The organism is Roseateles sp. UC29_93 (assembly GCF_042695725.1).
Taxonomy (GTDB): domain Bacteria; phylum Pseudomonadota; class Gammaproteobacteria; order Burkholderiales; family Burkholderiaceae_C; genus Roseateles; species Roseateles noduli_A.
In genome coordinates, this window is record NZ_CP170545.1 from 3,514,400 (window position 1) to 3,538,091 (window position 23,692).

Here is a 23,692-nt window from a genome sequence, read left to right on the forward strand (position 1 = left end):
CATCGAAGGCAAGAGATCAAAGGAGTGGGAAGACATGAAGGACATTGACGGCGACAGACGCGAGCGGCACGGCGGAGGCGCTCCGGCGCTGCCCCCGGCGCCCGAACTGGCCCTGCTGCTGCGCGAGGCCACCGAGCGGCTGGCGCGCGAACTGGCGCAGCCATCGGCGCAGGCGCCGGACTGGAGTCCGATCGGCTGGCGCGTGGCCATGGCGGCGGCGGTGATCCACGGCATCGCGGGCCTGCTCGACGAGCGGCTGCGCTGGCGCGGGCCGCCGGTGTGGCAGGCCTTCCTGACCGGTCAGCGCCAGCACCTGCGGCTGCGCGAGGAGCGCATCCGCGACACGCTGCGGCGCATCGATGCCGAGGCCCTGCGCGACGGCCTGCCGGTGATCGGGCTCAAGGGCTCGGCGTTGCTCGGTCTGCGGGCATACGCGCCGGGACTGCGGCCGATGGCCGACATCGACCTGCTCGTGCGTCCCGAGGATCGGCTGCCCGCGCTGCGGATGCTGGCGCGCCTGGGCTACCGCCCGGAGGTCGACTCCGGCCGCCACCTGACGCTGCTGCCCGCGTCGTACGTTCCGGGCTCGGCCGTCCATTTCGGCGAGCACGCCGATCAGGTGATCAAGATCGAACTGCACAGCCGCGTGGCCGAGCCGCTGCCGGTGCGCGCCGTCGACATCACGGCGCGGATCCTGACGCCGTCGGCGGCGCCCGGCCTGCGCCCCTACCCGGACCTCGTGGCGCTGATGCGGCATCTGGTCCTGCACACGGCCGGCAACATGCGGACCCACACGCTGCGGCTGGTGCAGCTGCACGACCTGGCGCTGATGGCCGAACGGCTCTCGGAGCGGGACTGGCAGGCGCTGGCCGGTGGCGAAGGTGAGGGCGACGACGAGGGCGAAGGCGAACAGGGAGATCCGGCCTGGTGGGCGCTGCCGCCGCTGCGTCTGGCGCAGCGCCAGTTCCCGGTGGGCGCGCTCAGCGAGCACCGCCTGCATGCCTTCGAACGCGGCTGTCCGCCGTGGTTGCGGCGGCACGCGCAACGGACTGCGGTGACCGATCTGTCGCTTGCGCGCCTGTTCATTCCGGCGCTGCCGGGCCTGGTCTGGTCGCGTCATCCGGTGGACGCGTTGCGACTGATGCGCGACCGCGCGTGGCCGGGGCGCGTGGCCCTCGATCGGATGCGCAGCGTGCGTGACTCTCAGTCCTGGTTGCGCGACGACGCTTGGAGTCAGCGGTCCCGTGTCGGGCGCATGGCGAGCTGGCTGATCGATACCCCGCCCAGCCCGGCGGCACGGTTCTCGGTGCGGCAGGCGCTGGCCTACCGCGAACCATGATGCGCGGCCCCGGTTCATGGGCGCCCCCGCCGCGCCAGCAGCTCCGCATGCAAGGCCTCGAAGGCGGCGGCGGTGTGATCGGCGTCTTCCGCGCAAGCCAATGCCTGCGCGCGCGGCGCGCGAGGGCCAACCGCAGCGGCTCGTCGCCGCCGAGCCGCAGGATCGCCCCGGCCAGCGCCGCGGGGTCGCCGACGGGCACCGCGAGGGCGGCGTCCTGTGCGCCCCATTCGGCGATGTGCCCGACGGCGGTGCCGGCGCACGGCACGCCGGCGACGGCCGCTTCCAGCGCCACCAGCGGCCCCGCCTCGTGGCGGGACGCCATCAGCAGCACGTCGGCCTGTTCCACCCAGGGCCGGCAGTCCCGCTGCGGCTGGAAACCGTGGAAGCGCACCAGGCGCTCGTCCAGGCCCAGCGCGCGGGCCCGCGCCTGGACCGCGCCGTCGAGCGTGTCGATGCCGACCATGTCCAGGCGCAGCGGCAGGCCGGCGGTGGCCGCGCGTGCCACGGCGTTCAGCAGCGTGGTCTGGTCCTTGACCCGGTTCAGGCTCGCCAGATGCAGCAGCCGCAGCGGCTCTCCGGCAACGCGCGGACGCGGGGCGCGGGGCGGCCAGGTGGCGAGGTCGACGCCCAGCGGCAGCCGGCGCGCTGGCACGCCCTGTTCGCCGATCAGCGCCAGCATCGGCGTGCTGGCCGCGGTGACCGCGTTCGCCCGGCGCAGCAGCCAGCGCTCGCGCAGGCGGCCGCGGCGGGTCAGCAGGCCGCCGTAGCCGATGTCGCGCAGGGCGACCACTTCCCCGCCGGCGACGTGCACGGCGCTGGGCAGCGACAGCAGCCGCGCCGCCATCACCGCGCTCAGGCCGCAGGGCCCCGCCCACAGCGATTGCACGAGTGCGAACGGCGCGCGCCGATGCTCGGCCAGGATCGCCGCCAGCGCGCGCCAGTGGGCCGTTCTGGCCGAACCCCCGACTGCGTGCACCTGCGCGCCGCGCAACGGCCATCGCGCGGCGTCGCGTTGCTGGTACAGCGCGAAGACATGCAGCTCGTGCCGCGCCGCGAGCCGCTCCACCAGCGCCAGCACCGCCGGGATCACGTCGTGCGTCCCGGAGGGATGCACGCCGCCCGGCACGACCATCGCCAGCTTCGTCATGCCGCGCTCCCCAGGGCAGTCATGCCTGTCCGACGCCGCAGGTCCGTCTTCACCGCTGTCCTCATCGCCGTCTTCGCAACCGGCTTCGCAACCGGCTTCGCAGCCGTCTTCGCAGCCGTCTTCCCCGATGCCTTCACCGATGTCCTCCGGGCCATCCTCAGGGCCGACCTCATCGACGCCCTGATCGCCGTCCTGATCGCCGTCCTCATGGCCGTCGCCTCTCCCGCCTTCACCTTCACACCTTGCTCCTTGACATGACTCCCTTGCCCGACCTCCAGACCCGGCTGCGCGAGACGCAGGCCGCCTTCGACAGCGTCGCCGCCGACTACGACGGACCGCGCGGCAACAACGCCGCGATCCAGGACATGCGCGCCGAGATGTGGCGTTGGCTCGATCTGAGCTTCGCGCCGGGCAGCCGCCTGATCGACCTGGGCTGCGGCACGGGCCTGGACGCGGTGCATCTGGCCGAGGCCGGTCACCACGTGCTGGCGACCGACTGGTCGCCGCGCATGGTGGCGCGCACGCGCGAGCGGGCCGAGCTCGCCGGCGTCGCGAGCCGTGTGCAGGCGCTGGCCGTCGGCGCCCATGAACTGCATCGGCTGTCGGGCCGCGAACTCGACGTGCCGGACGGTGGCCCCGCCGACGCGCCCGCAGGCGGTTTCGACGGGGTGTACTCCAACCTCGGTCCGCTGAACTGCGTCCCGGACCTGCGCGACGTGTCGCGCGAATGCGCGCGTCTGCTGCGGCCCGGCGGCACGCTGGTCTTCACCGTCATCGGTCGTCACTGCCCCTGGGAGGTGCTGCACTACGCGCGTCAGCGCCGGTGGGCGCGTGCCATGGTCCGTTATGCGAGCGGCACCGTGCCGGTGGGCATGAATCGCCAGACGATCTGGACGCGCTACTTCACACCGGGCGAGTTCCGTCGCGACTTCATGCCCGAGTTCGAACTCGTGCATGTGCGCGGGGTCTGCGTCTTCGCGCCGCCGCCCTACCTGGCCGACTTCAAGCAGCGCCATCCGGCCTGGCACGAACGCCTGTGGCGGCTGGACCGGCGGGTGGCGGGCTGGCCCGGCGTGCGTCGGTTCGGCGATCATTTCCTGATCGTCCTGCGCAAGCGCGCCTGAGGGCGCGGGCGCGGCGCGGTCGAGGTGCCGCGCGCGGCGATCGCGCGGCACCGGACGGCCAGCCACCAGGCCGGCAGCGCGGCGGCGAGGCCGGCCGCCACCACGGCGGGCGCCGGGACCCCGGCCGGCGCGGCGACGGCGCCGAGCCAGGCCGCGGCGCCCGCGGTGAGCGCGACGGCGGCGTTCGGGGCCAGCGCGTGCAGCAGCAGCGCCGGGCTCACGCCGAGCCAGCGTCCGTACAGCCACAGCTGGCAGGGCAGCGCCGCGGCGCCGCCGATCAGCAGCCACTGCGCGAAGCGGTGCGCGCCAGCCGCGCCGCTTGGCAGCGCGAAGCCGGCCGCGAGTCCCAGCCACGCGGCGAGCGTCACGGTCTGCGGCAGCGTCGCCCAGGCCTGTCGTCCGATGGCCGTCAACGCCGGGCCGGCGCCGTTGAACACGGCCGCCAGCGCGGTCAGCAGCGCCAGCGGGGCCACGGCGGGCGCGGCGTCGCGCCAGGCCGGGCCGAACAGCGTCACCACCAGCGGTTCGGCCAGCGCCGCCGCCACGGCCAGCAGCGGCCAGGTGAGGCCGGTGAGGCGGCGCGTGGCCGCGGCCACGGCCGGTCCGAGCGCGCGGCCGCGATGATGGCGCCGCGCCCAGCGTCCCAGCATGCCGAACTGCAGCGCCATGCCGGCCATGCCCGGCAGCAAGGCCGCCAGCGACTGGGCGCGGCCGAGCAGGCCCACCTGCGCGGCGCCGCCCCACTGGCCGAGCAGCAGCGACGGCGCGGCACCCTGGATCGCCGCCAGCGTGGTGCCAGGCAGCGTGCTCCGACCGACGCGCAGGATGGGCGTCCAGCCGCGCAGCCGCGGCCAGCCCCACAGGGCGCGCGGCCGCAGCGCCCAGACCGCGAGGCTGCATGCTCCCATGTTGACGACCTGACCCCAGGCCGGCGCGGCGGCACCGGCGCCGGCCACGGCCAGCGCGATGGACACCGCCGCCTGGCTGCCGTTGCCCCAGGCCGTGGTCCGCGCCAGCTGGGCCGCGTCGCCGCTGCGCAGCGCCAGCGCCGTCATGACGGCGCCGATCGGGACGAGGACCAGTCCCAGCGACAGCGTGCGCAGCAGCGCGGCGAGTTCCGGCTCGCCGAAGGCCGCGGCGACCACTGGGGCGAGCAGCGTCAGGGCGACGGCCAGCATCGCGCCCGCGGCGCACGACAGCCCGAGCGCCGCGCGCAGCCGGGCCGCGTCGAGCGAGGGCTCGCGCTGCAGATAGGCCGACACGCCGAGGTCGCGTGCGCCGTGTGCGGTGCCGACCAACGCGGAAGCGATCGCGAAGAGGCCCAGCTCGTGCGGCGTCAGCAGCCGGACCAGTACCAGCGACACGCCGAACTGCAACGCCTGCGTCGACGCGAGCGAGCCGGCGTGAATGAGCACGGCGCGGCGGCGCATCAGCCGCTCCGCCGCGCCGCGGCGTAGGCGTCCGCCAGCGCGCGGCCCAGCGCCGCGTGGGACAGGTGGTGCTCGAAATGGGCGCGTACCGCGTCGCGCTGCCGCGCCTGCACGGGGCCGTCGTCATGCCACAGTGCCGGCAGGGCCAGGGCGAGCGCCGCGGCATCGCCGGCCGGCCACAGGCGGCCGACGGCGCCGCGTCCGGTCAGCATCCGGTGCGACGGGATGTCGGTGACGATCGGGACGAGGCCGCAGGCCAGCGCCTCGATCAACGCATAACCGGAGCCTTCCCGATGACTGCCGCTGACGAAGAGGTCGGCCGCGGACATCCATTCCGCGATCCCTGCGTGCGGCACCGGGCCGACCAGATGGACGCGCCCGGTCAGGCGCGGATCGCGCCGCACGCGGTCGCGCACGGCATCGAGCAGCGGCGCGTCGCGGAAGCAGCACCAGAGCCGCAGGCCGGGCAGCGCCGCGGTTGCACGCGCGACGCCCTCGAGCACGGTCAGCGGGTCCTTGTTGGCGTCCAGGTGCGCGACCCACAGCAGGGCCGGCGTGCCGTACAGCCCGAGCCGCGCGCGGGCGGCGCGGTGGTCCACCGGCGTGAGATCGGTGCTCGATTCGGCGACCTCGATCACCGGGACGCCGCGCGGCAGGAGACCGCGGCGTCGCCACGGCGCCGCCTGCTCCGCGGCGCAGAACAGCGTGCCCGCCGCGCCCGCCAGCGCCCGTCGCTGCCGCCACCAGCGGATCGATCGCCAGACGTTCGGCGGACGGTCCGCGTGGTCCTGCAGCAGCAAGGGCACGTCCGGCAGGAGGCGGCGCAGGCGGAGCGCTTCCTCGGGCGCGCCCAGGCTGTGCAGATGCAGCACCTCCGGGCGCAGGCGCCTCAAGGCCTCCGCCAGCGCGGTGTCGGCCGCCGGACCGCCGCTGCGGTCCATGGACCGAAGTGATAGGGGATGCCGTCGCGGACCCGGGTGTCGTGATGGGCGCTGGTCTGGAGTACGTCGACCTGCGAGCCGGCCCGGGCCGCCGCCTCGGCGATCAAGGTCAAGGTCCGCCAGGCGCGCAGCAACTCGTCCGGCGGCCGGCCGGCGGGGTCGCGCAGCAGGCAGAGCTGCACCACGCGGGCGGCGGTCATGGGGTGCTCATGGGGTGATCATGCGGCGGCCTCGCCGGACAGCCCGGAGCCCGTCAGTTCGAGCCCGGGTTCCTCGACACCGAGCGCGCGCAGTCGCCGCACCAGCCGCCGCGCGAGACGCTTCGGCCGGCCGTCGAGGCGGACCGGGAGCAGGTCGGCCGCCGTCGCGCCGAAGGCTTCGGCGACGTCCGGGTCCGCGAGCAGCAGCTCGCCGCCCACCATCACCAGCCGCAGGTCCGCGCGTGCGGCCCGTGACAGCGGCAGGCCGGCGGGCAGCGCCAGCAGGTCGGCGCGCGCGCCGGCGGCGAGGTGGCCGCGGTCGGGCAGGGCGAGCAGCTCCGCGGCGCGCGTCGTCACGAGCGCCTGCGCCTCGCTCTCGCTCAGGCCCTGGAGTTCACGGGCGAGCGCGAGCTCCTCCAGCAGATCGCGCCGTCCGCTCGCGCGCGAATCGCTGCCCAGCGCGACACGCCCGTGCGCGAGCAGCACGCCGACCTCGGCGGTGCGACCGAACAGGTGCAGGTTGGAGCCGGGACACCAGATCAGCGCCGCGCCGCGCGCGATCAGCCGGTCGCGCTGTGGCGCGCTCAGGCCGACGCCGTGGACCAGGCGCGCGTTCGGCGTGATGCAGCCCAGCCGCTCGAGCGTGTTGAACTCTGCCGCGGCGGCGGCGTCGATCCCCTCGGCCGCATGGACCATCCACGGCACGCCGGACGGCGTGTCCCGGTGCGAGCGCCGCAGCGCCTCCTCCCCATCCAGGCCCAGGGCGTTGCGCCAGGCCGGGTGGACCAGGACGCGGACGGGGAAGTCCGCGGCGCACAGCGCAGGATCGAGGGGATCGTGGTGGGCGACGGTGGTGACGCCGCTGAGCAGGTTCTTGATCGCGCCGTGCCACAGGCGCTGCTCGCGCGGGCGGGCGGCGTCGGCGAGCAGGACCGGATCGGTCGTGCGCCGGGGGGTGATGTCGGCGATCCAGTCCGCGATGTTGCGGTGGCGCGCGCGGTACTGCAGCCGCGGCAGCGAGTTGCGGTGCAGATGCTCGTGCGCGTTGATGAGCCCGGGCAGCAGGCGGTCGCCGCGCAGCGCGATGTCCGGACCGGCCGGACCCGGCGAGCCGGGCGCGACGACGAGCCCGCCGGCCAGTCGCAAGGGCGGCCGCGGGCCGGCGTCATGCAGCACCAGCGGCGGAGGAGGGGCGGAGGGCGTCGCGGCGGCGGCGCAGGGGCTCATGGACGGGGGCGTGCGGGCGGGTCGATGTCATGGGTACCCATCCGGGCCGCAAAGGTTGCGGCCACCCCCTGGGGTCAGGACGTCACGGCCGCCGGCAGGCGCCCACCCAGTCCCAGTCCTTGCGGTAGACCGAGGTCTCCACGCCGCTGAGACTCAGCACCGTGTGATACAGCCCGTCGTGCGACATCGGCGTGTCGCGACGCTGCGTCAGGCAGGCGCTGTCGAGCTTCTGCGACTGCCGCGTCTGTTCCGGCAGCCACAGGATCAGCGGCACGTGCTTCTGCTGCTTGGGCGCCAGCGCGTAAGGCATGCCGTGCAGGAACAGGTTGTTCTCGCCCAGCGACTCGCCGTGGTCCGACACGTAGAGCAGGCTCGGGTCGAAACGCTGCTCCTGCGTGCCCAGCCAGTCGATCGCCTTCGCCAGCACGTGGTCGGTGTAGGCGATCGTGTTGTCGTAGGCGCGACGGACCTGGTCCAGCTCGCACTGCTGCAGCGCGTTGCTGCGGCACTCGGGCTGGAAAGGCTTGCGGTCGTCGGGCGTGCGCAGGTAGTAGGCCGGGCCGTGGCTGCCCATCTGATGCAGCACCAGCACGACGCCGCGCGCGACGCGCTGCGGATCCAGCGCGGCGATGCGCGCGTCCAGGTCGTGCAGCATCACCTCGTCGAGGCACTCGCCGTCGGCGCGGCACAGGCCCGCGGGAATCGGGTGATCGGGCCGGGCGGGATTGATGGCCTGCGCATTCGGCACGCGGTCGCAGATGCCTTTGCAGCCCGCCTGGTTGTCCAGCCACAGCACCGCCAGCCCGGCGCGCTGCAGCACGTCCAACAGCGTCTGCTGGTTGCCGGGGTGGTCGACATACACCTCGCGGCCCAACTGCGAGAACATGCACGGCAGCGACGCCGCCGTCGACGTGCCGCAGGAGGCGACCTCGCGGTAGCTCAGCACCGGCTTCGTCGACAGCTCCGGATTGGTCGGCCGGTCGTAGCCGTTGAGCTGGAAGTTGTCGGAGCGCGCCGTCTCGCCGACCACCAGCAGGACCAGCGGCGGCCGCGCGCCCGCGGCACGCGGCGTGAGCCTGGCATCGGGGGCGACGACCTCGAGCGGTCCCCGGGGCTTCTTCTGCTTCTGCGCGGCCAACGCGGCGCTGGCCCAGATCGCATTGATCGGGCTGACCATCTTGGTCAGCGTCTTGTTGTTGCGCAGCGTGGAGGCCAGGTCGGCCGTCCGCGTCGCCGCCAGGCCGACACCGAGCGCCAGCGCCAGGGCCACGCTCGCCAGGTTCCATCCCAGCCGCTTGAACCAGCGCGTGTCGCTCAGGCGCTGCCGCCAGATCCAGACCAAGGGGATCAGCGCGATCACCGCGACATGCGCCGCCAGTCCCCAGCCGATCAGGTCGCGCGTCTCGCGCACGTCGGTCTGCAGCGCGTTGGTGATCATCGTGCTGTCGATGATCACGCCGTAGCTGCCGATGAAGTAGGCCAGCGGCGCCGTCATCAGCAGCATCAGCGTCAGCAGCGGCTTCACCGCCACGCGCCAGGCCAGCAGGCTGAAGGCGGCGGCCAGCACCATGATCACGATGCCGGCGAAGACGATGACGAACAGCTTGCCTGACGCGCCGGCGTAGTCCGGCATGCCCCACATCCGCTGCCACAGCGGCCAGTTGCCGAGCACGCCAACCCACAGTGCGGTCAGCCACGTCAAGACCAGCGGCGAACGAGCGCGCGCGGTGCCGGCCTCGCGAGCCCGCGAGGTCGAAGAATCGGAAAACGGCATCGTGTTGTGTCAGGCCGGCAAAAAGAAACCGGCCCTTGTAGTTGTCGTACCTGAAGCTCCCCTGAAGCCCCCTTGGCGCATGCTCGAGCTTCGCGGCAGCTTAGCCCCGGGAGCCCCCTTTATCCTCTCAAGGCCATGCCGCCGCCTCGGGCTGCCTTCAACCCATGGCCGCCGGTCTGCACATACCGGCGCTGCAGGTCCTCGATCCGCGGCTCCAGCGCCCCCGGATCGCTCATGCGGTCCCGGTAGCGCTTGAGCACCAGCGCGGCCATGTCGATCAGCTTGGCGTTCAGCGTCAGCGTCCCTTGCTCGACCAGCAGCTGCACGCCGGTCTGCGCGTCGCCGCGCATCGCATGGCGCATGGCCGTCTCGGAGATCGCGAACACCCGCGCATTCGCGTCGCGCAGCAGCTGCGTGCTGGGTTCGTGGCCTTCGGCCATGCTGATCATCACCTCGGTCGCCGACTTCGAACTGCAGAAGCGCAGGCCGAGCTGGCTCATGAGCGTCTCCATCTCGCTGAGCTCGATGTCCTGCCGCGCCATGCGCACCCACAGCGCGACGAGCAGGCTGGCGGCCTCGAGGTCGAAGTCCTCGTCGGCGGCTCGTCGCGCGAACCGGCGCGCGAGGAGCAGGGCGTCGGCCAGCTTGCGTTCCATCAGCAGCCGCAGGCCCTGCATCAGCACGTCGAAGCCCTGCAGGCGCTGGTCGCGCGGTGCGCGGTCCATGCCTTGCGTCAGCGCGTCCATCGCGTATTTCAGTCCCTTGCCGTCCTTCGCATCGAAACGCATCAGCGCGATCAGGGCCAGGCTGTGCGCATCGAACAGCTTGGAGCGCAGGCCCTGCGCCACGCTGCGCTCGAGCATCTTGAGCGCCTCGTCGCGCTGCCCCGCATAGAAGGCCAGCGTGCCGCAATGCTGCTGCCGCAGCAGGCAGCCGGGCGTCAGCGTCGCGGCGGTGCGGTAGGTCGCGAGCGCGGCGTCGATCTCGCCCTGTTCCATCTGCACCCGGCCCATCAGGTCGTAGCTGTCGGCCTGGTCGGGCATGTCGCCGATCAGCGTCTCCAGCGTGCGGCGCGCGGCGCTGAGGTTGCCGCTGGCGACCTCGGTGCGCGCCACCCCCAGCCGCGCCCAGGGCACGGTGCGCGCGGCGATGATGGCCTCGTAGAGTTCACGCGCCTCGGTGTGGCGCTCCAGGCGCAGCAGCAGTTCGGCGCCGATGCGGGCGGCGTACAGCCAGTAGGTCGCCTTGCGCTGGAAGCGCTCCAGGCAGAGGTCCGCGGCGCGGTTGAAGTCCCGCGCGTCGATGGCGTCGAAGATGCCCTTCAGCTCCAGCTTGCGATGCCGGGCGTTGGCCAGCCGGTCGGCCAGCGCGGCGCTCGTGTAGGGCTTGACGAGGTAGGCGTCCAGCGCCGCCTCGGCGGCCTCGGCGACCTTCGCGTACGAGGCTTCGCCCGTGACCATCACGAAGACGGTGGAGTAGGGCAGCAGCTGCTCGCGCCGCAGCTCGTCGAGCAGGTCCTGGCCGGACAGCTCGGAGCCGTCGAAGTAGTAGTCGCACAGGACGATGTCGTAGGGCTGCGTCTCCAGGATCACGCGGGCGTCGCGCACACGGGTGGCCTGGCGCACGTGGCCGACGCCGAGCTCGCGCAACTGCGCCGTCATCAGGCTGCGCGAGTTCGCGTTGCCGTCGATGACCAGCGCCTGCGTCTTGCCCAGCGGGCTGGCGAGCGTCATGGCCGCCGCCCCGCGGCGCCGCGCCACCCGTGCCGGGCGGGCGCCCATGTGAAAAAGCCCGCCTCCGAAGAGAGCGGGCCGGCAGCACCCCAACGATTTGTGCGAATGTCGTCAACCACGGACCGATTGTCTGCCCGGCGACTGGCGCCGGTCCCCCGGGTTTGCGTGGGTGGACCGGCCTGATTCGTGAATCGTGGCGAGGGTTTGCGTGTCGCTGTTGGCGATTTACTTGAAGAGATCCTTGACCCGGTCGGTCCAGCTCTTCGCGTTGGGCGAGTGACGCTCGCCGCCGTCGCGCAGGCTCTTGTCGAGTTCCTTCAGCAGCTTGCGCTGGTGCTCGGTCAGCTTCACCGGCGTCTCGATGCTGATGTGGCAGTACAGGTCGCCCGGATAACTCGAGCGCACGCCCTTGATGCCCTTGCCGCGCAGCCGGAAGGTCTTGCCGTGCTGCGTGCCCTCGGGCAGCTCGATCTCGGCCTTGCCGCCCAGCGTCGGCACCTCGATCGTGCCGCCCAGCGCCGAGGTCGTGATCGACACCGGCATCGTGCAGTGCAGGTCGTCGCCGTCGCGCTCGAAGATGTCGTGCTGCTTGATGCGGATCTCGATGTAGAGATCGCCCGACGGACCGCCGTTGACGCCCGGCTCGCCGTTGCCGGCCGAGCGGATGCGCATGCCTTCGTTGATGCCGGCCGGGATCTTGACTTCCAGCGTCTTGGTCTTCTTGATCTTGCCGGCGCCGTTGCAGGTCGTGCAGGGCTCCGGAATGATCTTGCCGGTGCCGTGGCAGTGCGGGCAGGTCTGCTGGATGCTGAAGAAGCCCTGGCGCATGTGCACCGTGCCGCTGCCGCCGCAGGAGCCGCAGGTCTTGGCGCTGGTGCCGGGTTTTGCGCCGCTGCCGTGGCAGGTCTCGCAGCCTTCCCACGACGGGATGCGGATCTGCGTCTCCTTGCCGCGCGCGGCTTCCTCCAGCGTGATCTCCATCGCGTAGCTCAGGTCGCTGCCGCGGTAGACCTGCTGGCCGCCGCCCTGGCGCCGGCCACCGCCGCCGCCCTGCTGGCCGAAGAGGTCGCCGAAGATGTCGCCGAAAGCCTCCGCGAAGCCGCCGAAGCCTTCCCCGCCCTGGCCGCCGCGGAAGCCCTGGTTCGGATCCACGCCCGCGTGGCCGTACTGGTCGTAGGCGGCCCGCTTCTGGCCGTCCGAGAGCATCTCGTAGGCTTCCTTGGTCTCCTTGAACTTGTCCTCGGCTTCCTTGGCACCGTCGCCCTGATTGCGGTCAGGGTGGTACTTCATCGCGAGCTTGCGATACGCCTTCTTGATGTCCTCTTCGCTGGCGTTCTTCGCGACGCCCAGGACTTCGTAATAGTCACGCTTTGCCATGGATCTTCCTGCGGGCCTCAAACCAAAACGCCGCGCGAGGCTGGCGGCCTCGCGCGGCGGCTGTCAATCGACAGCGATTGCCGTGCGCGATGCCGACGTGAGGGTCGGCATGCACGACGCTTACTTCGAGTCCTTGACTTCCTTGAACTCGGCGTCGACGACGTTGTCGTCGGCCGGCTTGGCCGAGGCCTGCGCACCCGCCGCTTCCGCGTGCTCGGCTCCGGTCGCGCCGGCGGCGCCACCCGCCGCGCCGGCCGCCGCCTGGGCGGCCTGCGCTTCGGCGTACACCTTCTCGCCCAGCTTCTGGCTGGCGGTCATCAGCGCTTCGGTCTTGGCGTCGATGTCGGCCTTGTCCTCGCCCTTGATGGCTTCTTCCAGGTCCTTGATCGATGCCTCGATCTTTTCCTTCTCGCCGGCTTCCAGCTTGTCGCCGTGCTCGGTCAGCGACTTCTGCACCGAGTGGATCAGGCCGTCGGCCTGGTTCTTGGCCTGGACCAGCTCGACCTTCTTCTTGTCCTCGGTCGCGTTGGCCTCGGCGTCCTTGACCATCTTCTCGATCTCGGCCTCGGACAGGCCGGAGTTCGCCTTGATGGTGATCTTGTTTTCCTTGCCGGTGCCCTTGTCCTTGGCGCCGACGTGCAGGATGCCGTTGGCGTCGATGTCGAAGCTGACCTCGATCTGCGGCAGGCCGCGCGGCGCCGGCGGGATGCCTTCGAGGTTGAACTCGCCCAGGCTCTTGTTGGCCTGCGCCAGTTCGCGCTCGCCCTGGTAGACCTTGATGGTCACGGCGGGCTGGCTGTCCTCGGCGGTCGAGAAGGTCTGGCTGAACTTGGTCGGGATGGTCGTGTTCTTCTTGATCATCTTCGTCATCACGCCGCCCAGGGTCTCGATGCCCAGGCTCAGCGGGGTGACGTCCAGCAGCAGCACGTCGGTGCGTTCGCCGCCCAGGACCTGGCCCTGGATCGCGGCGCCGACGGCCACGGCCTCATCGGGGTTCACGTCCTTGCGCGGGTCCTTGCCGAAGAACTCCTTGACCTTCTCCTGCACCTTGGGCATGCGCGACATGCCGCCGACCAGGATCACGTCGTCGATCTCGCCCACCGACACGCCGGCGTCCTTGATCGCGGTGCGGCAGGGGGCGATCGTGCGCTCGATCAGCTCGTCCACCAGCGATTCCAGCTTGGCGCGGGTCAGCTTGATGTTCAGGTGCTTCGGACCGGTGGCGTCGGCCGTGATGTACGGCAGGTTGACGTCGGTCTGCGACGAGTTGGACAGCTCGATCTTGGCCTTCTCGGCCGCTTCCTTCAGGCGCTGCAGGGCCAGCACGTCCTTGGTCAGGTCGACGCCCTGTTCCTTTTTGAACTCGCCGATGATGTAGTCGATGATGCGCTGGTCGAAGTCCTCGCCGCCCAGGAAGGTGTCGCCGTTGGTCGACAGCACTTCGAACTGCTTCTCGCCGTCCACGTCCGCGATCTCGATGATCGAGATGTCGAAGGTGCCGCCGCCCAGGTCGAAGACCGCGATCTTGCGGTCACCCGCGCCGTGCTTGTCCAGGCCGAAGGCCAGGGCCGCGGCGGTGGGCTCGTTGATGATGCGCTTGACGTCCAGGCCGGCGATGCGGCCGGCGTCCTTGGTCGCCTGGCGCTGCGCGTCGTTGAAGTAGGCCGGCACCGTGATGACGGCCTCGGTCACTTCCTCGCCGAGGTAGTCCTCGGCCGTCTTCTTCATCTTGCGCAGGACTTCGGCGGAGACCTGCGGGGGCGCCAGCTTCTTGCCGCGCACTTCCACCCACGCGTCGCCGTTGTCGGCGGCGGCGATGGTGTAGGGCATCAGGTCGATGTCCTTCTGGACTTCCTTTTCCTGGAACTTGCGGCCGATCAGGCGCTTCACCGCGTACAGCGTGTTGCGCGGGTTGGTCACGGCCTGGCGCTTGGCCGAGGCGCCGACCAGCACTTCGCCGTCTTCCTGGTACGCAATGATCGACGGGGTGGTGCGGGCGCCTTCCGCGTTCTCGATGACGCGGGTGGTGTTGCCTTCCATGACCGCGACGCACGAGTTGGTCGTGCCCAGGTCGATGCCGATGATCTTCTTCTTAGCCATGTGGTGCTCCTGAATTTGAAAACGGGGGGAACGGTCAGCGGGGAGGCCTTTCAGGCGGTCCCTGTGCGGCTCATCGGATGAGCGGCTGAAACAACGTTCCGGGATGCTTCTGATCTGTGGATAACTTGCCGGGGTTCAAGGGCCCGGTCACCTTTTTGTGCGAGATCGGTGCGTTTATTTCGGGCGCGGTCACGGTGACCAGCGCCGGACGCAGCACGCGGTCGGCGATCAGGAAACCCTTCTGCAGCACGGTCACGACGGTGTTCGGGTCCTGCTCGGCCGGCACCACGGAAATGGCCTGGTGCTGGTGCGGGTCGAACTTGGTGCCGGCGGCCGGGTTGATCTCGACCACCTTGTTGCGCTCCAGCGCGGACTGCAGCTGGCGCAACGTGGCATGGACGCCCTGGAGGACCTGCTCGACGCTGGCGTCGGGCAGGGCGATGGCGGCCGAAAGGCTGTCCAGCACCGGCAGCATCGCCTCGGCGAAGCCTTCGACGGCGAACTTGCGGGCCTTGGTCGTGTCGTCCTCGCCGCGGCGGCGGGTGTTCTCCACTTCGGCCTTGGCGCGCAGGTAGGCGTCGGACATCTCGGCCAGGCGGCGCTCGGTGTCGGCCAGCCTGGCCTCCAGCGTTTCGGGCACCGCGGCGGCGGCGGCGGCAGCAGCTTGCTGGGTCAGTTCGTCCAGCGTCGGATCGGGATGTTGGTTGTCAGTCGTCATGGTTGGAATGCCCCAATGCGGATGCCCGAGCCTCTCTGCGAAGGCGCGGCCGGCCTCTGGACGGCCAGCCTGCGTCGGGCGACCCGCCGCATCTGAGGCCCATGGCCGGAACTTCAAGAGGGGGATTTTGGCATCCGTGCGCGGGCAAACCCCGGGCCTGCTACCCGGAGGGCCGCGGGGACCACGAGACTAGGGCTTCACGTACATCGAGGCGTACCTGGCGCCGAAGTAGAGGATGAACGCGTAACACGCCGCCGGCAGCAGGAAGGACCACTGGACGCCCCAGCCATCGGCCAGCACGCCCTGCGCGAAGGGGACGATGGCGCCGCCGACGATGGCCATGCACAGGATGCCCGAGCCCTGGCCCGTGTGTCTGCCCAGGCCGTGGAGGGCCATGCTGAAGATCGTCGGGAACATGATCGAGTTGCACAGCCCGACCGCCAGGATGGCCCACATCGCGACCGGTCCGTGTCCGAAGGTCGCCGTCAGCACCAGGGCGATCGCCAGCAGGGCGTTGAAGGCCAGCGTCTTGCCAGGGCTGACGGCGCGCATCACGACGAAGCCGATGAAGCGGCCCACCATGGCGCCGGCCCAGTACATGCTCACGTAGCGCGCGGCGTCGGCCGGCGACAGGCCCGCGATGCCCGGTTCGCCCAGGAAGTTGATGAGGAAGCTGCCGACACTGACTTCCGCGCCCACGTACAGGAAGATGCCGATGGCGCCGAGCACCAGATGGCGGTGCGCCCAGGCCGAGCCATGGCCTTCGCCGGGCAGGGCGACGTCCTCGCCATCGTCGATCCGCGGCAGCCTGGCGGCCAGGAAGAGCAGGGCCAGGACCGCGAGCACCGCGGCGAGCGAGAGATAGGGCCCCCGCACGGTCGAGGCCGCCGCGGCCGCGGAGCCCGCCACGGACAGGATCAGCAGGCCGCCGACGGCCGGGCCGATGGTGGTCCCCAAGGAGTTGAAGGCCTGCGTGAGCGTGAGGCGGCTGGAGGCGGTGCGCGCCGGTCCGAGCACGGTCACATACGGATTGGCGGCGACCTGCAGCACGGTGATGCCCGAAGCCAGCACGAAGAAAGCCAGCAGGAACAGGCCATAGCCGCCGAAGGAGGCGGGGTAGAACAGCGCACAGCCGACGGCGGCGATCAGCAGGCCCGCCACCGCCCCCTTCTGGTACCCGAGGCGCCGGATCAAGGCCCCCGCGGGCAGCGAGACGATGAAGTAGGCGCCGAAGAAGCAGAACTGCACCATCATCGCCTGGACGTAGCTGAGGGTGTAGATCGCCTTGAGGTGCGGGATGAGGATGTCGTTCAGCGAGGTGATCAGTCCCCACATGAAGAACAGGAGGGTGACGACGATCAGCGGGCCGGTATTGCTGCCGTCGTGTCGCGGAGTTCCCGCGCCCGCCCGTTGAGCGCCGAGGGGGAGGTGAGGGGAAGTCTGTGCCATGTCGTCTCCAGTTGTTTTGATCGTCACTGACGCGTTCCGTCCGTCGCGCGCGGCGTTCGTCCGGCGCAGGGGCACGCCCGTTGTTCAGTCCATGGCGCCGCGGCCCTGGACGCTCGGCGGCCCGCTGCCTTGCAGCTGCTCGAACAGGCGATCGATCGCCTGTCTGCCCGGCGGTGTGGCGCCCGACTGCAGGCAGGCCGCGGAGCCGGCAGCCAGTGCCGCATGCAGATGCGCGAGCAGGTCGCGGTCGGCGTGGCGGGTGAGGCTATGCAGCAGCCCGGCCACGCTGGCGTCTCCCGCACCCACGGTGTCGACCACGTCGACCCGGGGCGCCAGGGCATCGCAGCGGACGTCGTCACGGAGCAGGCTCGCCCCCGCGCCGCCGCGTGTCAGCAGGCACAGCGCCGAGGGGTTCATCGCGCGCAGCTCGCGCAGCGCCTCGTCGACGCCGGCGCCGGGGAACAGGCCCCGCAGGTCGTCGTCGGAGACCTTGATCAGATCGGCCAGCGCCGCCATGCGCCGCAGCGTGGGCGTGTAGCTGGCATCCATCAGGTGGCGGTAGTTCGGGTCGTAGCTGATGGCCACCCCCTGCTGCTTGAGCTGCGCGGCCATCGCCACCAGCCGGTCGCCGAGCGGCTGGCGCGCCAGGCTGATGCCCCCGAAATGCGCCCAGCGCAGCGCACCGGACCAGCCGGCCGGCAGGGCCTGTTCGTCGAAGTGCAGGTCGGCGCTGTCGTTGCCGATGAAGAAGTAGGAGGGCGGCTCCCCCTGTTCGACGACGGCCAGCAACGGCGGGCGATCGACGCGCTGCATCAGCCTCCGATCGAGGCCCGCCCGCTCGCTGGCGGCCCACAGGGCGTCGCCGAAGCGATCCCGGCTGACGGACCCGGCGAAGGCGGTGGGCTCGCCCAGCGCCGCCAGCGCCCGCGCGACATTCCAGACGGACCCGCCCACGCGGCTGACCCAGTGGTCCTGGCCCTGATGGAGGAGGTCGGTCAGTGCCTCGCCCGCGCAGAGCATCAGCGGCGCGTCATGCATGAGGGGCCTTTCCGAGCGCGCCGACGATGTCGTAGCAGGCCCCCATGGTGTGGTAGTCCACCTTGCCGGCGGGGCTCTTCTCGTCGCTGAGCTTGTGGTTCCGCGGGTCCAGGATGCGGTACCAGGCGCCGTGCTCATGGTCGACGAAATGCGTCCAGCTGTAGGCCCACAGGCGCTCGTACCAGTCCCAGTAGAAGGCGGCGTCGGCCGCGCGGACCGCGAGCAGCGCCGCCGCGGCGGCGCTCTCCGCCTGCACCCAGAAGTACTTGTCCGCGTCGCACACGCTCAGGTCCGGCGCGAGCGAGTACTGCAGGCCGCCATGCGCGACGTCCCATCCCTTGTCCACCGCGACCTTGAACAGCCGCTCCGCGGTGGGCAGCGCCCAGCTCAGATCGGCACCCAGGACACTGCCGCGCGTTTCCAGCTGCACCAGCAGCTTGGCCCATTCGGTGAAGTGGCCGGGTTGGTAGCCCCAGGGCCGGAACAGGTGGGCCGGATCGTCGATGTTGTAGCGCCAGTCCGGCTGCCATTGCGCGTCGTAGTGCTCCCAGATGAGCCCACCACAGCGTTGGGCCTGCCGCTGGGTGACGTTGTAGGCCAGCAGGCGGGCCCGCTCGAGGTAGCGGTGCTCGCCGGTCGCGTCGTAGGCGGCCAGCATGGCCTCGCAGGCATGCATGTTGGCGTTCTGTCCGCGGTAGCTCGACAGCGACTGCCAGTCGGGGCTGGCCTCGTCCGCATAGAGCCCGGACGCGTCATCCCAGAACCGGCGCTCCATCAGATCGAAGGTCTCGGTCAGCCAGGGCCGGGCTTCGCCCAGTCCTGCCATCAGGGCATGGGCATAGGCCAGCAGCACGAAGGCGTGACCGTAGGCGTGCCGGGTGCCGTCGAGGACCTCGCGCTGTCCCGCGCGCCAGTTCAGCAACCAGTGGTAGCCGCCCTGCGAGGTGTCGAGATGCGCCTCGCGCAGGAAGCGCACCGCGTGCCTGAGCCCGTCGCGATGAGCCGGATCGCCGGAGTGGCGGTAAGCCATCGCGTAGGTGAAGACGAAGCGCGTGCTGCTGACCAGGTGGCGCTGGTGGGCGTCGTAGACGGTGCCGTCGTCCTTGAAGAAGTGGTACATGCCGCCGCTCGGATCGATGCAGCGGGGGTGGTAGAAGCTCATGCTGTGCCGGGCGTGGGCGAGCAGCACGGCGGGAGAGCGGAAGTCGGGGAAGTCGGACATGGTGGGAGGGAGTGAGGTGGGGTGAGGCGCGCTACGCGTCGCCGCTGCTGTCACGCACGATCAGGTCGACCGGCAGGACGATGGCTTCGTCGGGGCTGTCGGGCTCGCGTCGCAGGAGCAGTTCGACGCCGGCGGCGCCGAGCGCCTCCTTGTCCACGCGCAGCGTGCTGAGCGACGGCAACGCGGTGGCGGCACCGCTGATGTCGTCGAAGCCCACCACCGCGATGTCCCGTGGCACGTGCCACCCGTGGTCGCGGCAATGCGCCATGGCCACCAGGGCCGTGCTGTCGTTGTAGCAAAGCACGGCATCGGGCGGCTGGGGCAGGCTCAGCAGGCTGCGCATGGCTTCGACGACCCCGGTGTCGCCGTCGCCCATGTTGGGAACGATGATCTCGAGGGCGGGGTCGGCCAGCGTCCCGGACTCGTACAGGGCGCGACGGAAGCCTTGATTGCGCTGCTGGATGCTGAAGTGGGCCAGCGAGCCCGACAGCATCGCGATCCGTCGCCGGCCGCTGCGCAGCAGGTGCCGCGTGGCCAGGTAGCCCCCCATCGCGTTGTCCGGATTGACCGAGGTGAAACCCCGCTGCTGCATGTCGACGAGCACCATCGGCTTGCCTGTCTGCTTGAGCGCCGCGAGGACTTCGGGCTCGAAGAAGCCGGCGCACAGGATCGCGTCGGGCTGGTGCAGCCGTATCTGCTCCATCACCGGTGCCGCGGGGCCGACCACGTTGAAGGACAGCGCAATGCCCGCCTGCCGGCAGGCTTCCTCGGCACCGTGCAGGACCGGGGAGAAAAAATGGCTGGAGGCCCGCGTCCTGTGCTGGCAGTGCAGCAGGAAGGCGATGCGCCGGATGCGCACCTTGCGCAGCCGCGACAGGTCGTAGCCCATCCGATGAGCGGCGTCGTTGACCTTGTCGCGCGTGGCCGCCGTCATGCCGGCCTGGTTCTTGAGCGCTCGCGACACGGTGCCTGACGACAGCCCCGTCGCATGGGCGATGTCTCGGATCGTCACCTGGGTCATGGGTCTTGCATCGATTCGGGGGTCGGGGATGGCCGTCGAACCGCGCGGTCAGAGCGCGGCGGGCGGACGCGATGCCGGCGCCGCGCCGAAGTCCGGATTGGGGGAGGCCGCCATCGTGAACACGAGCCGGCCGCCCTGCATCAGGCTGGCATGGTCGATCCAGCTGCGCGTGTAGGGCTGGCCGCGCCAGGTCACCGCGCTCACATGGCACTGCGCGGGCCCGTTGCCCACGGCGTCGATCTCCAGCGTGCGGCCACCCGGCAGCGCCAGCGTGGCCCGCTCGACCAGCGGACTGCCGAACACATAACGCGCGCTGACCGGATCCACCGGATACAGCCCCAGCGCGCTGAGCACCAGCCACGCGGACATCTGCCCGCAGTCCTCGTTGCCCGACAGGCCGTCGGGCTGGTCGCTGTACAGCGTGTCCATGATCTGGCGCACGCGGGCCTGGGTCTTCCAGGGCTGGCCCGCGTAGGCGTACAGATAGGCGACGTGGTGGCTCGGCTCGTTGCCGTGTGCGTACTGGCCGATCAGGCCGGCGATGTCCGGCGGCGCGCCGGGCAACTGCTCGGAACTCGTGCTGAACAGCGCGTCGAGTTGGGCAACGAAGGCCTGCTCGCCGCCGAACAGCTGCATGTAGCCGGCCACGTCGTGCTGGTTCAAGAACGTGGCCTGCCAGGCGTTGGACTCGGTGAAGTCGTGCCAGCGCGTCGAATGACCGAGCGCACGCGGATCGAAGGGCTCGGCCCAGCGGCCGTCGGCCAGCCGTGGCCGCACGAAGCGCAGCCGGGCGTCGAAGACGTTGCGGTAGTTCAGCGAGCGCTTCTGCAGCAGCGCCGCATCGGCGCTGGCGCCCACGCCACGGGCCAACCGGGCCAGCGCCCAATCGTCGTAGGCGTATTCCAGGGTCTTGCTGGTGGCCTCTTCCTCGCGGTCGGACGGGATGAAGCCCCGTTGGCGGTACTCGGGCAGACCGCGGTAGGCATCGTCCATCGCGCGCTGGCGCCACAGCGGCCAGGCACGCTGGAAGTCGATGCCGTCGAAGCCCTTGGCCTGGGCCTCGGCCAGGACCACGGCGGAGTGGTAGCCGATCATGCAGCCGGTCTCGCGCCCCTGCAGCGGCCAGACCGGCACGCCCTGGTCGCTCTGCTCCGCCATGCGGATGAGGCTGTTGACGAGGTCGGGGACGCGCGCGGGCGTCAGCAGCGTCAGCAGCGGATGCAGGCTGCGGTAGGTGTCCCACAGCGAGAACTGCGTGTAGTGGCGCTCGCCCTGCGCCAGTCGGTGCACGCGAAGGTCCATGCCGCGGTATTGGCCGTCCACGTCGCTGGAGAGCGTCGGCGCGAGCAGGCAGTGATACAGCGCCGTGTAGAGCATGCGGCCGTGCCGTTCGTCGAAGGTCCGCAGCCGCAGCGCCGCGAGTTCCCGCTCCCAGGCCGCGCTGGCGGAGGCGCGGACCTGGTCGAAGTCCCATCCGGGCAGTTCGTGGCGCAGGTTGCGCAGCGCCCCCTCGGCACTGACGAAGGAGAGGCCGCACTTCACCAGCAAGGACTCCCCGTCCGCCGTGCGCCAGTGCAGGGCGGCGAGCAGCTGGGTCCCTCGCGACACACGGGTCGCGGCGCCGTCCGCGTCCGCCCCGTTGAACACCTCGAAGCGCTCGAAGGGCCGCGAGAACTGCATCGCGAAGTACACCAGCCGCCCCTGGGCCCACTGGTCGACCGCTCGCCCGCCCACGAGCGTGTCGTCGCCGACCACCTCGAGCTCGGCCCATGGCACCCGGGTGGGCACGCCCGGCCGGTCCTGCATGCCGTGGCGCAGATCCACCATGAGATGGCTGCGCGAGCCTTGGGCAAAGGTGTAGCGGTGCAGCCCCACGCGCTCGGTGGCGGTCAGCTCGACCGTGACGCCGCGATCCCGCAGGGCGACCCGGTAGTAGCCCGGTTCGGCGGACTGGTCCTCGTGCGTGAACGGGGCCCGCCAACCCAGCCCGGGGTTGTCGAGGGGGCCGGGCTGTCGCCGCACCTCGCCCACGCAGGGCATGACCAGCACGTCGAGCAGATCGCCGATGCCGGTGCCGCTGAGGTGGGTGTGCGAGAACCCCATGATCGAGCGGTCGTTGTCGTGGTAGCCCGAGCAGGCGTCCCAGTCGGCGTTGTAGGTGTCGGGACCGAGCTGCACCATGCCGAAGGGGCGTGTCGCCGCCGGCGTGGTGTGACCGTGGCCGCCGGTGCCGATGAAGACGTCGACGTGGCGGACGGCCGCTTCGCCCGCGGGTGCCGGTCGCGCAGCGGTCCACCGTCCGGGGTCGGCGCAGCCCGACAGGGGCAGGCTGGTGGCGATCGCCATCTTGAGCAGGTCGCGGCGTGTGGTCATGGGTCAGTTCGCTTGCAGCAGCGCGGGCCGGTGCCGCGCCAGGTCGAGGATCAATTCGCCGAACAGGCCGTTGGCCCAGGCGAACCAGGGGCGGGTGAAATGCGCGGCGTCGTCCTGGTCGAAGGCCTCGTGCATGAAGCCCGTGCCCGCGTGACTGGCCTTGAGCCAGCGCAGACAGTGGCGGACCTCGGCGGCGCCGGCGGCCGTGGCCGGCGCGGTCAGGGCCTTCATCGTGATGGACATCGGCCAGACCATGCGCAGGCCCTCGTGCGGGCCGCCCGTGCCCTCGGCCACGCGGCCGCGGAAGAAGTAGGGGTTGTCCACGCTCCAGGCCCGCGCACGCGTGCGGCGATACAGCGGCTCGTCCACCGCGCAGACGCCGAGATACGGCAGACTCAGCAGGCTGGGCGCATTCGCATCGTCCATGAAGAGCTGGTTGCCGAACCCGTCCACCTCGTAGGCCCAGACCTCGCCGGCCGGGGTGCGCAGCCTCGCGTGGCGATTCAGCGCCGTGGCCGTCTCGTCGGCCAGCGCCTTGGCTTCCGTGGCCAGCGCGGCGTCATGCAGCACCGCGTCGGCCATCACCGCGAGCTGGCGCAAGGACACCACGGCGAACAGGTTGGCCGGCACCAGGAACGGGTAGACGCAGGCATCGTCCGACGGGCGGAACATCGAGTGGATCAGGCCGACCGGCCGTGTCGGCGCGCCGTAGCCATCGAGGACCAGGGTCTCGGTGGCCGCCTCCGCCCGGCGCTGGAACCGGTAGGGGCCCGGCCCGGCCTTGCGCTGCTGCTCGCGCATCGTGCGCAGGACCGCGCGCATCGCCTCGGCCCACTGCGCGTCGAAGGGCGCGACATCGCCGGTGGCGCGCCAGTAGCCGTGTGCCAGGCGCAGGGGCCAGCACAGCGAGTCGAGTTCCCACTTCCGTTCGGACACGCCGGGCCGCATGTCCGTCAAGTCGCCGAGGGCCCACTTGAGCTGCGTGCGGGCAGAGGGGTCCTTCAGGAAGGCGTTGGCGTAGGGGTCGATCAGGAGGCAGCGCACATGGCGGTGGATCACGCCCCGGATGAGACGACGCAGGTCGGCGTCCTCGCGGGCGAACGGCAGGTAGGGCCAGACCTGGGCGGACGAATCGCGCAGCCACATCGCGTCGATGTCGCCGGTGATGACGAAGGCATCGGGCTTGCCGTCGACCGTGCCCAGCGTGACCGTGGTGTCCAGCGTGTTGGGCAGGCAGTTGGCGAACAGCCAGGCCAGCTCCGGATCGCCGATGCGGCGCTGGACCTCCGCGATGGCCGCGTCCACCGCGCGACTGACGAAGTGGCGCTGGTCCGGCGGGGGACGGCGGCTGGTGAACGGTTCAGCCGCAGGGGCCGTTGAGGCCGAGGCCAAAGCCTGCCCTGCGCCCGACCAGCCAACGCTGCCGGCCAGGCCCAGCTTGAGCATCGTGCGTCGAGCAGGGGAGTGAGACATGTCCGG

Annotated in this window: 17 protein-coding genes and 2 pseudogenes; 3 read left to right on the forward strand and 16 right to left on the reverse strand. The window is 71.1% G+C overall.

What is annotated here, in order from left to right; genetic code table 11:
- The first annotated feature begins 34 nt into the window (after positions 1–34).
- The gene (locus ACFJIX_RS16315) at positions 35–1,339 is read left to right on the forward strand and encodes a nucleotidyltransferase family protein (RefSeq protein ID WP_377152740.1); all 1,305 of its coding nucleotides are present in this window, start codon (positions 35–37) and stop codon (positions 1,337–1,339) included.
- 115 nt (positions 1,340–1,454) lie between these two features.
- On the opposite strand, the pseudogene ACFJIX_RS16320 reads toward ACFJIX_RS16315, so the two are convergent.
- Positions 1,455–2,486, reverse strand: a pseudogene (locus ACFJIX_RS16320) (glycosyltransferase family 4 protein); the annotation flags it as partial.
- Between the two features lie 21 nt (positions 2,487–2,507).
- Here ACFJIX_RS16320 and ACFJIX_RS16325 point away from each other — a divergent pair.
- Complete coding sequence (locus ACFJIX_RS16325) at positions 2,508–2,744, forward strand: hypothetical protein (protein WP_377152742.1); 237 nt, start codon at positions 2,508–2,510, stop codon at positions 2,742–2,744.
- Entirely contained in the window at positions 2,741–3,610 is an 870-nt protein-coding gene (locus ACFJIX_RS16330; protein ID WP_377152744.1) for a class I SAM-dependent methyltransferase, read from the forward strand. The genes ACFJIX_RS16325 and ACFJIX_RS16330 overlap by 4 nt, the downstream gene beginning before the upstream one ends.
- Here ACFJIX_RS16330 and ACFJIX_RS16335 read toward each other — a convergent pair.
- The 15 genes and pseudogenes from ACFJIX_RS16335 to ACFJIX_RS16405 all read right to left on the reverse strand — a co-directional run bounded on the left by ACFJIX_RS16335 (position 3,577) and on the right by ACFJIX_RS16405 (position 23,686).
- On the reverse strand, positions 3,577–5,040 hold the full coding sequence (locus tag ACFJIX_RS16335; RefSeq protein WP_377152746.1) for an oligosaccharide flippase family protein: 1,464 nt from the start codon (positions 5,038–5,040) through the stop codon (positions 3,577–3,579). The two genes, ACFJIX_RS16330 and ACFJIX_RS16335, sit on opposite strands and share 34 nt — an antisense overlap.
- The gene (locus ACFJIX_RS16340; RefSeq protein ID WP_377152748.1) at positions 5,040–5,981 is read right to left on the reverse strand and encodes a glycosyltransferase family 4 protein; all 942 of its coding nucleotides are present in this window, start codon (positions 5,979–5,981) and stop codon (positions 5,040–5,042) included. The genes ACFJIX_RS16335 and ACFJIX_RS16340 overlap by 1 nt, the downstream gene beginning before the upstream one ends.
- On the reverse strand, positions 5,930–6,181 hold the full coding sequence (locus ACFJIX_RS16345; RefSeq protein WP_377152750.1) for a hypothetical protein: 252 nt from the start codon (positions 6,179–6,181) through the stop codon (positions 5,930–5,932). The genes ACFJIX_RS16340 and ACFJIX_RS16345 overlap by 52 nt, the downstream gene beginning before the upstream one ends.
- Positions 6,182–6,199: 18 nt before the next feature.
- Positions 6,200–7,408 carry an amidohydrolase family protein gene (locus ACFJIX_RS16350; protein WP_377152752.1) on the reverse strand — a complete coding sequence of 403 codons (1,209 nt, stop codon included), beginning with the start codon at positions 7,406–7,408 and terminating at the stop codon, positions 6,200–6,202.
- Between the two features lie 82 nt (positions 7,409–7,490).
- A complete protein-coding gene (locus ACFJIX_RS16355) occupies positions 7,491–9,182 on the reverse strand; it encodes a phosphoethanolamine transferase (protein ID WP_377152754.1) in 1,692 nt (563 codons plus the stop codon).
- 119 nt (positions 9,183–9,301) lie between these two features.
- Positions 9,302–10,915 carry a response regulator gene (locus ACFJIX_RS16360; RefSeq protein ID WP_377152756.1) on the reverse strand — a complete coding sequence of 538 codons (1,614 nt, stop codon included), beginning with the start codon at positions 10,913–10,915 and terminating at the stop codon, positions 9,302–9,304.
- A gap of 225 nt (positions 10,916–11,140) precedes the next feature.
- On the reverse strand, positions 11,141–12,292 hold the full coding sequence (gene dnaJ / locus ACFJIX_RS16365) for a molecular chaperone DnaJ (RefSeq protein ID WP_377152758.1): 1,152 nt from the start codon (positions 12,290–12,292) through the stop codon (positions 11,141–11,143).
- 120 nt (positions 12,293–12,412) lie between these two features.
- Positions 12,413–14,392 (reverse strand): molecular chaperone DnaK, encoded by a 1,980-nt coding sequence (gene dnaK, locus ACFJIX_RS16370; RefSeq protein WP_377152760.1) that lies wholly within the window; start codon positions 14,390–14,392, stop codon positions 12,413–12,415.
- A gap of 178 nt (positions 14,393–14,570) precedes the next feature.
- A pseudogene (grpE, locus tag ACFJIX_RS16375) lies at positions 14,571–15,110 on the reverse strand (nucleotide exchange factor GrpE); the annotation flags it as partial.
- 189 nt (positions 15,111–15,299) lie between these two features.
- Entirely contained in the window at positions 15,300–16,559 is a 1,260-nt protein-coding gene (locus tag ACFJIX_RS16380; protein WP_377152762.1) for a sugar MFS transporter, read from the reverse strand.
- Between the two features lie 84 nt (positions 16,560–16,643).
- On the reverse strand, positions 16,644–17,597 hold the full coding sequence (locus tag ACFJIX_RS16385; RefSeq protein WP_377152764.1) for a carbohydrate kinase: 954 nt from the start codon (positions 17,595–17,597) through the stop codon (positions 16,644–16,646).
- Positions 17,590–18,819: an AGE family epimerase/isomerase gene (locus ACFJIX_RS16390; RefSeq protein ID WP_377152766.1), complete on the reverse strand. Its 1,230-nt coding sequence runs from the start codon at positions 18,817–18,819 to the stop codon at positions 17,590–17,592. The genes ACFJIX_RS16385 and ACFJIX_RS16390 overlap by 8 nt, the downstream gene beginning before the upstream one ends.
- Before the next feature lie 31 nt (positions 18,820–18,850).
- Positions 18,851–19,840, reverse strand: a complete 990-nt coding sequence (locus tag ACFJIX_RS16395) for a LacI family DNA-binding transcriptional regulator (RefSeq protein ID WP_377152768.1) — start codon at positions 19,838–19,840, stop codon at positions 18,851–18,853.
- 48 nt (positions 19,841–19,888) lie between these two features.
- Positions 19,889–22,213, reverse strand: coding sequence for a GH92 family glycosyl hydrolase (locus ACFJIX_RS16400; protein WP_377152770.1), 2,325 nt, complete (start codon positions 22,211–22,213; stop codon positions 19,889–19,891).
- A gap of 3 nt (positions 22,214–22,216) precedes the next feature.
- Positions 22,217–23,686 (reverse strand): glycoside hydrolase family 125 protein, encoded by a 1,470-nt coding sequence (locus ACFJIX_RS16405; protein WP_377152772.1) that lies wholly within the window; start codon positions 23,684–23,686, stop codon positions 22,217–22,219.
- Positions 23,687–23,692: the final 6 nt, after the last annotated feature.